Source organism: Pseudomonas corrugata (assembly GCF_001269905.1).
In the GTDB taxonomy this organism is placed as follows: Bacteria; Pseudomonadota; Gammaproteobacteria; order Pseudomonadales; family Pseudomonadaceae; genus Aquipseudomonas; species Aquipseudomonas corrugata.
Window position 1 is genome coordinate 151,810 of record NZ_LHVK01000031.1, and the last position, 12,513, is coordinate 164,322.

Annotated in this window: 15 protein-coding genes and 2 rRNA genes; 9 read left to right on the plus strand and 8 right to left on the minus strand. The window is 60.7% G+C overall.

The annotated features are described in order from the left end of the window. Positions 1 to 11: 11 nt before the first annotated feature. Positions 12 to 314, minus strand: coding sequence for a hypothetical protein (locus tag AD665_RS26465; RefSeq protein ID WP_024776601.1), 303 nt, complete (start codon positions 312 to 314; stop codon positions 12 to 14). A 167-nt stretch (positions 315 to 481) separates the two neighbouring features. On the opposite strand from AD665_RS26465, the gene tam reads away from it, so the two are divergent. From tam to AD665_RS26480, 3 genes are all read left to right on the plus strand, one after another. Continuing rightward, positions 482 to 1,273 (plus strand): trans-aconitate 2-methyltransferase, encoded by a 792-nt coding sequence (tam, locus tag AD665_RS26470; RefSeq protein WP_024776602.1) that lies wholly within the window; start codon positions 482 to 484, stop codon positions 1,271 to 1,273. Positions 1,274 to 1,366: 93 nt separating this feature from the next. Then, complete coding sequence (locus AD665_RS26475; RefSeq protein WP_024776603.1) at positions 1,367 to 2,167, plus strand: SDR family oxidoreductase; 801 nt, start codon at positions 1,367 to 1,369, stop codon at positions 2,165 to 2,167. Further along, positions 2,160 to 3,983 (plus strand): glycoside hydrolase family 15 protein, encoded by a 1,824-nt coding sequence (locus AD665_RS26480; protein WP_024776604.1) that lies wholly within the window; start codon positions 2,160 to 2,162, stop codon positions 3,981 to 3,983. The genes AD665_RS26475 and AD665_RS26480 overlap by 8 nt, the downstream gene beginning before the upstream one ends. Before the next feature lie 55 nt (positions 3,984 to 4,038). On the opposite strand, the gene AD665_RS26485 is transcribed toward AD665_RS26480, so the two are convergent. Continuing rightward, complete coding sequence (locus AD665_RS26485; protein ID WP_053194385.1) at positions 4,039 to 4,398, minus strand: DUF6124 family protein; 360 nt, start codon at positions 4,396 to 4,398, stop codon at positions 4,039 to 4,041. Between the two features lie 434 nt (positions 4,399 to 4,832). Between AD665_RS26485 and AD665_RS26490 the strand changes: the two genes are divergently transcribed. Beyond that, positions 4,833 to 5,210: a hypothetical protein gene (locus AD665_RS26490; protein WP_024776606.1), complete on the plus strand. Its 378-nt coding sequence runs from the start codon at positions 4,833 to 4,835 to the stop codon at positions 5,208 to 5,210. Positions 5,211 to 5,238: 28 nt separating this feature from the next. Further along, positions 5,239 to 6,141, plus strand: a complete 903-nt coding sequence (locus AD665_RS26495) for an alpha/beta fold hydrolase (protein ID WP_024776607.1) — start codon at positions 5,239 to 5,241, stop codon at positions 6,139 to 6,141. On the opposite strand, the gene AD665_RS26500 is transcribed toward AD665_RS26495, so the two are convergent. Then, positions 6,110 to 7,102 (minus strand): GlxA family transcriptional regulator, encoded by a 993-nt coding sequence (locus AD665_RS26500; RefSeq protein ID WP_024776608.1) that lies wholly within the window; start codon positions 7,100 to 7,102, stop codon positions 6,110 to 6,112. The two genes, AD665_RS26495 and AD665_RS26500, sit on opposite strands and share 32 nt — an antisense overlap. Positions 7,103 to 7,201: 99 nt before the next feature. On the opposite strand from AD665_RS26500, the gene inhA reads away from it, so the two are divergent. Further along, positions 7,202 to 7,888, plus strand: coding sequence for an isonitrile hydratase (gene inhA, locus AD665_RS26505; protein WP_053194386.1), 687 nt, complete (start codon positions 7,202 to 7,204; stop codon positions 7,886 to 7,888). A 61-nt stretch (positions 7,889 to 7,949) separates the two neighbouring features. On the opposite strand, the gene AD665_RS26510 is transcribed toward inhA, so the two are convergent. Together AD665_RS26510 and AD665_RS26515 are read right to left on the minus strand one after the other, a co-directional pair. Beyond that, complete coding sequence (locus AD665_RS26510; protein WP_024776610.1) at positions 7,950 to 8,207, minus strand: Atu4866 domain-containing protein; 258 nt, start codon at positions 8,205 to 8,207, stop codon at positions 7,950 to 7,952. A 28-nt stretch (positions 8,208 to 8,235) separates the two neighbouring features. After that, positions 8,236 to 8,973, minus strand: coding sequence for an SDR family oxidoreductase (locus tag AD665_RS26515; protein WP_024776611.1), 738 nt, complete (start codon positions 8,971 to 8,973; stop codon positions 8,236 to 8,238). Between the two features lie 202 nt (positions 8,974 to 9,175). Here AD665_RS26515 and AD665_RS26520 point away from each other — a divergent pair, with 202 nt between their 5' ends. Both AD665_RS26520 and AD665_RS26525 read left to right on the plus strand, forming a co-directional pair. Further along, positions 9,176 to 10,123: an AraC family transcriptional regulator gene (locus AD665_RS26520; RefSeq protein ID WP_053194387.1), complete on the plus strand. Its 948-nt coding sequence runs from the start codon at positions 9,176 to 9,178 to the stop codon at positions 10,121 to 10,123. Positions 10,124 to 10,222: 99 nt separating this feature from the next. Further along, complete coding sequence (locus AD665_RS26525; protein WP_050593775.1) at positions 10,223 to 10,432, plus strand: hypothetical protein; 210 nt, start codon at positions 10,223 to 10,225, stop codon at positions 10,430 to 10,432. A gap of 488 nt (positions 10,433 to 10,920) precedes the next feature. Here AD665_RS26525 and AD665_RS26530 read toward each other — a convergent pair whose 3' ends face one another. Then, positions 10,921 to 11,379, minus strand: a complete 459-nt coding sequence (locus AD665_RS26530; protein WP_053194388.1) for an SRPBCC family protein — start codon at positions 11,377 to 11,379, stop codon at positions 10,921 to 10,923. Between the two features lie 155 nt (positions 11,380 to 11,534). Between AD665_RS26530 and AD665_RS26535 the strand changes: the two genes are divergently transcribed. Next, on the plus strand, positions 11,535 to 11,936 hold the full coding sequence (locus tag AD665_RS26535) for a lysozyme inhibitor LprI family protein (protein ID WP_053194389.1): 402 nt from the start codon (positions 11,535 to 11,537) through the stop codon (positions 11,934 to 11,936). A gap of 140 nt (positions 11,937 to 12,076) precedes the next feature. Here AD665_RS26535 and rrf read toward each other — a convergent pair. Together rrf and AD665_RS26545 are read right to left on the minus strand one after the other, a co-directional pair. After that, positions 12,077 to 12,192, minus strand: a 5S ribosomal RNA gene (gene rrf, locus AD665_RS26540). A 170-nt stretch (positions 12,193 to 12,362) separates the two neighbouring features. Continuing rightward, positions 12,363 to 12,513, minus strand: a 23S ribosomal RNA gene (locus AD665_RS26545); the annotation flags it as partial.

Sequence of the window (12,513 nt, forward strand, 5' to 3'; positions counted from 1 at the left end):
CGGCTTCCAGGTCAGATCGGCGCCGGAACTTTGCTCGCTGCGATGGCGAGGTCAATCAACGCCTGCCTGTCATCGGCGTCCACATCGTTGTCACCATCGATATCGCCATGCACCGAAACCTCGTTGAACGGCCCCTCTGGCTCCGTCCTGGAGACGCGTACGCTGTAGGACGAAATGATCGAGTCGTGGAATTCGTTGTCCGGGTCGTCATCGACGAAGCCCGCCATACGGGTCACGAAATCAATCTCTACCGCACGGTAGATCTGGCCGGTTTTCTCGGTCAATGTAATCAGGATACCTTTGCTGGTTTCCATCCGATGACTCCCTGGTGGTTGCCCCTCATGTCATTGGGCAATGTATTCCGGGTCAACCGGCCTGTCTGCTGTAAGAACTAACAGGTGCGCGCCCCATCCCCCCGACGCCTTTATACTGCGGCGACCCGATTCGATCCGCGACCTTCGATCCGACCAAGGAGAACGCCATGAGCTGGTCCGCCCGACAATACGTCACGTTTGAACAGGAACGCACCCGGCCGGCCCGGGATCTGCTGGCCGCCATTCCCCCAGTGCAAGCGCGCTCGGTGATCGACCTGGGTTGTGGCCCCGGCAACTCCACGGAACTGCTGGTGGAGCATTTCAGCGGTGCAACGGTGCGCGGTCTGGACAGTTCCGGCGACATGGTCGACGCCGCTCGCCAGCGCCTGCCGGCCGTGGCGTTCGACATCGCCGACATCGGCCAATGGAACGAGCCCGGGCCATTCGACGTGATCTTCGCCAACGCCGTGCTGCAATGGCTGCCTGACCACGCCACCCTGTTGCCGTCACTGGTGAAAAAACTCGCGCCGGGCGGCACCTTGGCGATCCAGATGCCCGACACGCTCCATCAGCCCTCCCACCGGTTGATGCGAGACATCGCCGCCAGCGGACCGTGGGCCCACCTATTGGCCGGGGCAGCCGATACCCGCACGGAAGTGGCCGGCGCCAGCACGTACTATTCGATCCTGAAGCCGCATTGCAGTCGCGTCGATGTGTGGCGCACCACCTACCATCATCCATTGGCCGGCGGTGCCGCAGGTGTGGTGGAGTGGTTCAAGGGCAGCGGCTTGCGGCCATTTCTCGATCCACTGGACGAGGGGCAGCGTGCGCAATACCTGGACCAGTACCTCCACGCTGTCGAGCAGGCCTACCCGGTGCTGGACGATGGTACGGTGCTGCTGCCGTTTCCACGGGTGTTCATGGTTGCGACGCGCCAGGAAGCAGCGCCGGGGGGTTGAGTGCGGGGAACATGAAGATCGCCCCCTCCAAGTGAACTCTGCATGCCCCACGCCAGTCAGCAGGTAAAGCCCTCAGTACAAGGTGCCAAGCCCATGCAGATCTCCCTCGCGCAGCAAGTTGCCCTTGTCACCGGCGCCAGCTCCGGCATTGGCGCGGGCTCGGCCAGGGCGCTGGCCGCCGCCGGTGCCGCCGTAGTGCTCAATTACCACACCAACGCTGCTCCGGCCGAAGCGCTGGCCCGCAAGATCAACGACAACGGCGGCCGTGCTATCACTCTTGGTGCCGATGTGTCCCAGGAGCGGGAGGTCGAGCGGCTGTTCGCCCGGACCGTGGATGCCTTCGGCACGCTGGACATCCTGGTCGCCAACTCCGGCCTGCAAAAAGACGCCGCAGCCGTGGACATGAGCCTGGAAGACTGGAACACCGTGATCGGCGTCAACCTCACCGGCCAGTTCCTCTGCGCTCGCGCCGCGCTGCGGGTTTTCAACCGCCAGGGCATTCGCCGGGGCGTTTCCCGCGCCGCCGGAAAAATCATTCACATAAGTTCGGTACACCAACGCATTCCCTGGGCCGGTCACGTCAACTACGCAGCGTCCAAGGGCGGTATAGACTTATTGATGCAAAGCCTGGCCCAGGAAACCAGTCACCAGCGCATCCGCATCAATAGCATCGCCCCTGGCGCCATCCGTACCGCCATCAACCGAGAGGTCACCGAGGGCGAACAGGGACAAAAGCTGCTGGAGCTGATTCCTTACGGTCGCATTGGCGACGTGGAGGATGTTGCCAACGCAGTGGTCTGGCTGGCGTCGGACCTGTCCGATTATGTGGTAGGCACCACGCTGTTCATCGATGGAGGGATGAGCCTTTATCCGGGGTTTCGCGACAATGGCTGACCATGACGAACCACAGAGCCCCATTGAGAACCACGGCATCATCGGAGACATGCGCAGTGCCGCGCTGATCAACGACCGGGGCAGCGTCGACTTTTTCTGCTGGCCGGAATTCGACAGCCCGTCGATCTTCTGTTCACTGCTGGACACGCCGCAAGCGGGCATTTTCCAGATCGCGCCCGACTTGCCGGGTGCCCGGCGCCAGCAGATCTACCTGCCCGACACCAACGTGCTGCAAACCCGCTGGCTGAGCGATGGCGTGGTGGTGGAAATCACTGACCTGTTGCCCATCGGTGACACCGCGGACGACCTGCCGGTGCTGATGCGCAAGGTGCACATGGCGGTCGGCCACGCAACGTTTCGCATGCGCTGCGCAGTGCGCCATGACTACGCCCGAGCCACCACCACCGCGCACCTGGAGGGGGCCCACGTATGCTTCAAGGCACAGGGGCAACCGAGCCTGCGCCTGCGCTCGGACCAGGCCATGACCTTGGACGGCAACGCGGCGGTAGCTGAATTCACCCTGCTGGAAGGCCAGAGCGCCGAGTTCCTGTTGGGGGGCATCGACGACCCTCGGCTTCAGGATAATGTCAGTGCGATATGCCTGGAGCGGACCCTGGCGTTCTGGCGCGGCTGGATCGGCCAGTCCAATTACCGGGGCCGCTGGCGGGAAACAGTCAACCGTTCCGCCCTCGCACTGAAACTGCTGACATCGCGCAAACACGGCACTATCCTCGCAGCCGCCACCTTCGGCCTACCGGAAACACGAGGCGGCGAGCGCAACTGGGATTACCGCTACACCTGGATCCGCGACGCCTCGTTTACCGTCTACGCGTTCATGCGCCTGGGCTTCGTCGAAGAGGCCAATGCCTACATGCGCTGGATGCGCGGTCGAGTCAGTGACTGCCACGGGCAACCGGTCAAACTCAACATCCTGTATGGCCTCGACGGCAGACAAGAGTTGCCGGAAACCGAGCTGCCGCACCTGAGCGGCTTCGGCAACGCGCGGCCGGTGCGCATCGGCAATCAGGCTCATGAGCAAGTGCAGCTGGACATCTTCGGCGAGTTGATGGACGCGGTATACCTGGTCAACAAGTATGGCGAAGCCATTTCCCACGAAGGCTGGAAACACACCGTCGACGTGATCGACCAGGTGTGCGAAATCTGGCAGGACAAGGACGTAGGGATCTGGGAAATGCGCGGCGATAAACAGGATTTCCTGCATTCGCGCCTCATGTGTTGGGTGGCCGTCGACCGTGCCATCCGCCTCGCAGGCAAACGCTCCCTGCCCGCACCGTTCAGCCGCTGGGACGAGACTCGCCAGGCCATCTACAAAGACATCTGGACCCGCTTCTGGAACGATGAGCACCAGCATTTCGTCCAGCGCCTGGGCAGCACTGCCCTTGATGGCTCGATGCTGTTGATGCCGCTGGTGCGTTTTGTCAGCGCCCAGGACCCGCGCTGGCTGTCCACCCTCGAGGCCATCGAAAAGCATCTGGTGCGCGACGGCATGGTCTACCGCTACCGCAACGACGATGACCCCATCGATGGCCTCAGCGGCACCGAGGGTTCGTTCGTCGCCTGCTCGTTCTGGTACGTCGAATGCCTGGCCCGAGCCGGTCGTGTGGAAAAAGCCCAACTGGAATTCGAACAACTGCTGCGCTACGCCAACCCCGTAGGGCTATATGCCGAAGAGTTCGACGGCCACGGTTATCACCTGGGCAACACCCCACAGGCCCTGAGCCATCTGGCGTTGATCAGCGCGGCGAGTTTCCTGGATCGCAAGTTGAGTGGGGAGAAGAACAACTGGCAGCCGTGAGCCTGGCTGACGCCACGCTCGAGTGAACATCTCCCCTCGCCACAAAAGCGACATGTCAGGCCACAGGCTCAATGTCATCCAGCGCACGATTGGCCAGCAACGTACCCAACTCAATCAACTGCTGGATCCCCAACGCAACATGTCGCCGGGAGCCTTCCAGCTCGAACGCCAGGTCACTGGCCATCGCATTGGCCGACGCCAGGGTTTCGCTGAGGCTGGTCAACACCGACTCGGTATTGATGCCCGGAACCACCGAAAAGACCTGGCCGTCGTGGGTGTCGGGTTTAGCTTCGGTTGTTGGAGAGAGATACACGCTCAGCGCACGATCGGCGGCCTCACGAAGTTTTCTTGAATCAAGGTTTGTGTAGGCAGAGAGGTTTTCGGCCTTGGGCGGATTGGGGGTAATTTTGACCACTGTGAAACTCCATTCAAATGTGGAGCTCGCCATTTCCGCGACCAAGCAGAGGGTGGCGTACTGTACGCAGGTTGGTCGACCAGGGAATGGAAACCCGGCAGGGCCCGAAGCCCTCCCACGCACAGCCAGCCATAAAGCAGACAGCCGCTTGCGCGGCATTGTGCGCCATTCTAAACCCGGACGACCAAGCCCGGTCGCTGATTTTGCAGCGACCGGCAGAGCCTATCTCCACCGCGTCCTAACCGACAACCGCCGCGACTTGTCAGAAACTTCCTGTTCACAGGATTTTTTGTAGGGCCGCAGATGCAGGGGCATTCACCCCATTCATCGCCACACCCCCTTTCAAGTTGCCAGTCCCCCAAACCCCTCCTAAGATCGATGCTTTAACGGGTGCAGCGGAGCTGCCCGACAAAAACCCGACTCAAGGATTAGGCATGACCTACGTGAAACGCACCATCGACACCCCGCTCCGTACCGGGCTGACCCGGAAAGACCTCTGGGAAGGTCAGGACAAGGGCCTGATCAAATGCTGGGAAATCGGCCGCGACCGGGCAGCGAAGTTCCCGGAGCTGGCGCAGCGTTGCCTGGCCGGTGAGTTACCGGTGCTGGGTTGGAAAGGCGGGGTCAACCGCAGCTTGAAGAAAAACGAAAAATTCGGCTGCCTCAAATACCTCGCCCAATGGCAAGGTTTGCGCGGTGAAGACCTGGACATCGACTTGTCCCAGGAACGCACGCTGACCTGCACCAGCACGAAGATGATCGTGACCTTCACGCCGGACCGGGCCAAATACGTGAATCAAGAACCCGCCTGAGCGCAACCGGGCGCCACCGGAGGCAGACATGAAGCAGGATCCCAGGATCAGTTTCGCGGTGACACCCCTGTTGCGTATCGCCTACGAAGAGCACGGTCCCGCCAGCGGCGAGCCGGTCATCCTGCTGCACGGTTTTCCTTATGATCCCAGGGCTTTCGATGAAGTTGCGCCGGTCTTGGCCCTGCGTGGCTACCGGGTCATCGTGCCCTACCTGCGCGGCTACGGCCCGACCCGGTTCAACAACCCGGCGATCATGCGTTCCGGCCAGCAAGCCGCGCTGGCCCAGGACCTGTTGGACCTGATGCATGAACTCAACGTATCTCAGGCAGCGTTGTGCGGCTACGACTGGGGCGGCCGGGCGGCGTGTATCGTGGCGGCGCTGTGGCCCGAGCGCGTTCGTTGCCTGGTCACCGGCGATGGCTACAACCTGCAGGATATTCCCCGGTCAACCCAACCGCTGGATCCGCAGACGGAACATCGCTTGTGGTACCAGTATTATTTCCATACCGCCCGGGGCGTGGAAGGCCTGAGGCAGAACCGACGTGAGTTGTGTGAGTGGCTCTGGCGCCTGTGGTCACCGACCTGGAAGCGCGGCGCAGAGCTGTATCCACTCAGCGCGCCCTCTTTCGACAACCCGGACTTCGTCGACGTGGTGATTCATTCCTACCGCCATCGGTTCCTGTACGCGCCGGGGGATCCGACCCTTGAATGGATGGAGGAACAGCTCACGGCGCAACCGGACATCAGCGTGCCCAGCATTTCCCTGTGCGGAGCCGACGACGGCGTGGGACCAGCCCCTGAACAGGATGAAGACGCCAGGCACTTCAGCGGTCCGTACGAGCGTCGAGTGCTGAGCGGCGTGGGTCACAACATTCCCCAGGAGGCCCCCGAGGCCACGATCAAGGCACTGCTGGATCTGCTTGAAGGCTGACAGCGAAACGCTCGCGATACGCCTGGGGCGTCACACCCATGGCCCGCAGGAAACTGCGGCGCAGGGTTTCTTCACTGCCGAAACCGCATTGCACCGCTACTCGCTTGATCGGCACGCAGGTATCAGACAACAGGCGGCGGGCGGTTTCCACGCGAATCAGTTCCACCGCCCGCGCCGGGGTCTGGCCGGTCTCGGCGCGGTAATGACGGACAAAGCTGCGTTCGCTCATGCCCGCCTCTGCAGCCAGGTTGGGCAGGCCCAGGTCCTGGGTGAGGTTTTCGGCGATCCAGGCGTGCAGCTCATCAAAACGGCCGCCCTGATTCTGTAGTGACAACGTCACGCTGAACTGCGACTGCCCGCCCGGCCGCTTGAGGAACACCACCAATTGCCGGGCGACTTCCAGGGCCACGGCGCGCCCCAGGTCGTCCTCCACCAGAGCCAGAGCCAGGTCGATGCCCGCCGTGACCCCGGCCGAGGTCCAGACCGGGCCGTCGTTGATGAAAATAGGATTGGGTTCGACCCGCAATTGCGGATGCTGCTCGGCCAGTTGCTCGCAACGCGTCCAGTGCGTGACCACTCGACGCCCGTCCAGCCAGCCGCTGGCGGCCAGCAGGAATGCTCCGGTGCACACCGAGGCCACCCGCCGCGAACGCTGGCCGTGGTCCTTGACCCAGGCCACCAGCGCCGGGTCCTTCGCCGCTTCGTACACCCCCCAACCGCCAGCGATCAAAAAGGTGTCACTGCCTTCGGTCGGCAACGGCTCGGCCATCAACGCCAGGCCCGCCGAAGACACCACCGCGCCACCACCGACAGCTATCACTGTCGGCGCGTACGGCAATGGCAGGCCTCGCTGGCGGGCCATATCGTTGGCGGAGGCAAACACCTGTAAGGGCCCGGTGACATCAAGCACTTGCACGTTGGCGAAAGCCAGGACATGAACGGTTTTCGGTGGATTGGACATGTTGGCGTAATTCGTGGGCTTATTGGCGTATACGCCAGAGCCTACGGACCTAAAGTGGAACCGTCCACCCCCCCGGGCATTATCCAAAGGAGAAGCAACATGACATTGCAGATCGGCTTGCTGTTATTCCCCCAGGTTCAACAACTGGACCTTACCGGCCCTTATGACGTGCTGGCGTCATTGCCAGGCGTGAAGGTGCACCTGATCTGGAAAGACCTGGAGCCGGTCACCTCCAGTACCGGGCTGGTTTTGTTGCCCACCACCACGTTCGAAGGCTGCCCGAAGCTGGACGTGATCTGCATCCCCGGTGGCACCGGTGTTGGCCCATTGATGGAGGACGAGCAGACACTGGCGTTCATCAAGCGCCAGGCCAGCCAAGCGCAGTACATCACGTCGGTGTGCACCGGGGCGCTGGTGCTCGGTGCGGCGGGCCTGTTGCAAGGAAAGCGGGCCACCACCCATTGGGCCTACCACAGCTTGTTGTCCACCCTGGGGGCAACACCGATCAAGGATCGCGTAGTGCGTGACGGCAAATTGATCACCGGTGGCGGTATCACCGCCGGTATCGATTTTGCCTTGACCCTGGCAGCCGAACTGTTCGATCAGGACACCGCCGAACTGGTCCAGCTGCAACTCGAATATGCCCCGGCCCCGCCCTTCGACGCCGGCTGCCCGGACACTGCGCCTGCACAAATACTGGAGGAAGCCAAGCGGCGCGCGGCGGAGTCGTTCCGGGTGCGCTTGCAGATCACCCAGCGTGCCGCGGCGCGGTTGGAATTGGCGTAACGATCAGTAAAACCTGTGGGGAGGGGATTCATTCCCTCGCCACCCCGTATCGCCGCGTGCCTCACCCCTCCTGGCGATACAAGACCATCCCTGCGTGATAAAGCACGCCTTCGCGAAAATCCCCGTCGGCGGTAAAGCCGGTGTCGTCGTGGTATTCGATATGATCGTCCTGCAACCAATAGTCGCCCTGGTACGCACTCTCACGCGAACCTCGTGCTTCGTCATAGCGTCCCCCCGGCAGCAGCCGATGGCGGATCACGCCATCGGCCGTCACCCACAGGCCGACAAATTTGTCCTGGTCACCCGATGTTTGTCTCATGGGAGCATCTCCTGTCGGTCTGGTCGATTCAGAATGGGCTGGCGGTTGGCCGGACGATCAGTTCGCTGACGTCCACATCCGCTGGTTGCTCGATGGCATAGGCAATCGCACGGGCAATGGCCTCGGCGGGTATGGCGATCCTGCGGAACTCGCGCATTTCGGCGCGTCCCCCTTCATCGGAAATACTCTCGGCCAGTTCCGATTCGGTCACGCCGGGCGCAATCACCGTCACCCGGACATCACCGCCGACCTCCTGGCGCAACCCTTCGGAAATGGCCCGCACGGCATACTTGGTGGCGCAATACACAGCGGCGGTAGGGCTAACGGCATAGGCCCCAATGGACGCGATGTTGATGAACTGGCCGCTGCGCTGACGCTGCATCAAGGGCAAGCCGGCCGCGATGCCATGGAGCACGCCACGGATGTTGACGTCGATCATCCGATCCCACTCGTCGACTTTCAGTGCCTCAAGCTTGGAGAGCGGCATGACGCCAGCGTTGTTGATGATCACATCCACCTTGCCGAAACGCTCGACGGCGAAGTCGATCAGACTCTGGACATCGTCGCGACGAGTCACGTCTACGGCCTTGCAGACCGCCTGTTGGCCAGAGGCTCCGAGCTCCTGGACCAGCGCTCGCAGACGATCGACGCGCCGCGCGCCAAGTACAACGCGGGCACCGCGGGCGGCCAGCAGACGCGCTGCGGCTTCGCCAATCCCGCTGCTGGCACCGGTAATCACGACTACTTTGTTTTGGATATCGGACATGATGGTTTCCTCATCTGGGTGTGTTCGCCCCCGAAGGGAGCGTTTTGACAGGTCCAGATTAAGGAGGCAGCCGATGGCGGGGTTAGCCGGATCCTCCTGCGCGCTTGCACGATCCTGTTGCAACAAAACTGGCCATGGCCGCCGACCGCGCGATCGGTTTTACTAGCGCAATCCATTTATTTGGCCAAGGAGATTGATCGGCATGTCGGTATCCCCGTCCATACAGATTGCGCCAGACGACAGCGTCAACCAGCGTCGCGCCGAGCTCGCGGCACTGATGAAGCGCTTCGCGCCAGAGAATGGGGTATTCCCGACGGACATCGCGGCTTTGAACCTGATTCGCAGCGACCAGCCAACCGATGCCCTGCATATCGTGCACAAGCCCGGTCTGTGCGTGATCATCGAGGGAAGCAAGGAAGTACGGCTGGCGGATGAGTGCTACGTCTATGACCCACTTAATTATCTGGTGGTCTCAGTCACACTGCCATTGGCCGGACAAGTCATCGAAGCCAGCCCCGAGCGACCTTACCTGTGCATTCGCCTGGACATCGATCCGGCACAGGTCTGCCGCCTGATCGCAGACGCCAGCCCTATCGGTGTACCGGCTCAACGGACCGAGCGTGGGTTGTTCCTGGATCGCATTGATGCGCCACTGCTCGACGCTGTGTTGCGCCTACTGCAATTACTCGACAGTCCAGACGACATCGCCACCTTGGCCCCTCTGGCCCAGCAGGAGATTTTCTATCGCCTGCTGCGCGGCACCCAGGGCCAGCGATTGCATGAAATCGCTATCCCAGACACCCAGGCCCATCGCATCAGCCGCGCCATTGAGTGGCTCAACGCCCATTACGCCGAGCCGTTGAGCATCGACAGCCTCGCACAAATGATCAATCTCAGTCCTTCGGCGCTGCACCATCGCTTCAAGGCCGTGACCGCCATGAGCCCACTGCAATACCAGAAACAGCTGCGTCTGCAGGAAGCCCGGCGGTTGCTGCTGTCAGAAAACAGCGACGTTTCGTCAATCGGCTACAAAATGGGGTACGAAAGCCCTTCGCAGTTCAGCCGTGAATACAGCCGTCTATTTGGCGCGTCTCCGAGCAAAGACATCGCTCGCCTGCGTGCCCAGGCGCTGAAAGCCAGCAGCGCCTGATCCCGACACACAAACAGGATCAGGCAAACCCTGGGCAGTATCCGTCTAACGATCACACCCGACCCGGCACTCAACTCTGGATAGGGCCGGAGTCTGGCCATGAAAACTTTCAACGCCTTGATCGCCGCCGCCACCTTCACCCTGAGCACCAGTGCCTTCGCTTTGCCGAGCCAGCAACCGGAGCGTTTCTTTACCCAGGCTTCGGACTATCAGCAGACGATGGCTGCTGATGGTACGGACCGCACCCCGGGTGGCCAGGCTCTGGCTGCCGATGGCGCGGACCGCACCATGGCAGGACACTGGGCATGATCAGAGCGGCTTTTGTCCAGACGAAAAAAAACCCGCCGAAGCGGGTTTTTTGAGGACCAATTTGACTCCCTGTCTGGCATTCCATGCCTGGTCCCATCATCCATGACCCCAAGCACTCCCTGTACTCAGTGGATGAACATAGATTAGGCCCACCGCCACTGGGGGAAAAGACGAGAACGTAGCGCCTATGTGTAAGTGTTTCGCTATACCGCCCCACCTGGACTTTTTTGATAGACGAAAAAAAACCCGCCGAAGCGGGTTTTTCCAAGACCATCACGACTCCCTGTCGATAGCCATCCTGGCAAGGTCGATCGTCCCTGATCCTGAGCACTCCCTGTGCTTCAGTGGATGAGTACAGATTACGCGTCGGATCCAAAACGCAACAGTCGACATCACTACCATCTCGTGTAAGACATTCGCTATACCACCCTTCCGAAAACCCTTGGTTTTCTGGGTTGAGCCCCCTGGCGCCGCCGATGAGTACCAACTCAAGACCTGTTCAGGAACTCTTCGATATTGGCCATCTGCTCGTCCCAGCCGCGGCTGTCCATGCGGAAGGCTTTAAGTCGACGAGCTTCGGGGATACCGTCAAATCCCGACTCCACGACCTTGAGCAAAGTGCCTCCGTCGATGTCTTCCAGTTCGAATTGAACCCGCGTCTCGGGCTCCTGAGAGTAATCCACCTGAGGCTCAATCGCGTAGGGATGCCAACGAAACGACAACATCCGCTCGGGCTCGACCCGCTCCACCGCTACATCCCAGGTAAGATGCTCATAACCGGGATAAGTGATCTGTCCCTGGGTTCGTTCACCGGCCACAAACCGTTTGCCCTCCAGGGCCACCCCAAACCATTGTCCAAAGGCTTCGGCATTGGCCAGGGCACGCCAGACCTGGGAACGCGGCGCCTTGAGCAGGATCTTTCTTTCGATGCGATCAGATAAATGCATGGGTCACCTCCTGTGTTCAACAGTAGGCTTGTAAGACCACAAGGCCAACCGGAAAGTTGTATCAGACCGTTGTTTGAGTATGGGCCGATGACTGAAACCTAAAGCAGCGAGGTAAACTCCTCCGGCATTTCCCCCCCTTCAAGGAGAGATCGACCATGTCCTCACGCTTGCTACTGGCCCTGACACTGTTATTGTTTGTCGCCCTGGCCCAAGCCGACGACTGCGCCAATGCCACCACCCAAGGCGAGATGAACCAATGCGCGGCCCAAGAGAAGAATGCCGCCGACAACGAGCTGAATAGCTTGTACAAGCAGATCACAGCGCGCCTGAAAAACAATCCCGAGGGCAAACAGTTACTGGTCAAGGCACAGCGGGCCTGGATCGGTTTCCGTGACACTGAGTGCAAGTTCTCTGCGTCCGGGGTCGAGGGTGGCAGCGTCTATCCGCTGATCTACAGCAACTGCATCACGGCGCTCACCAAGGCGCGGGTGGAGACCTTCAAGACCTACCTCAAGTGCAAGGAAGGGGATCTGAGCTGCCCGGTACCCGAGGCGTAGACGCTTCACCTTACGCAGTTAAACGGGTGCCCATCGATGCAATAGACACCTGGTCTGCACACTCGCGGTGAGTGCAAACTTTTTTGAGAGCAAAAACAAAACCCCTACCTGCATCAGCAGATAGGGGTTTCGGAATTTAATCTTGACGATGACCTACTCTCACATGGGGAAACCCCACACTACCATCGGCGATGCATCGTTTCACTTCTGAGTTCGGGATGGGATCAGGTGGTTCCAACGCTCTATGGTCGTCAAGAAATTCGGTAGCCAGCGCGTTGCAGGGGCAACGTTCCAGCGAATGGGTATGCGATAGTTTGTGTGTTGCTGCTGAGTCAGTTCGAACTTTCGGTTCGTTTCGTCTTCACACACCGCAATCTGGTGCCCTGTGCTTTTCAGCTCGGAGCAAGCAAATTGCTTGGGTGTTATATGGTCAAGCCTCACGGGCAATTAGTACAGGTTAGCTCAACGCCTCACAGCGCTTACACACCCTGCCTATCAACGTCGTAGTCTTCGACGGCCCTTCAGGGAGCTCAAGGCTCCAGTGAGATCTCATCTTGAGGCAAGTTTCCCGCTTAGA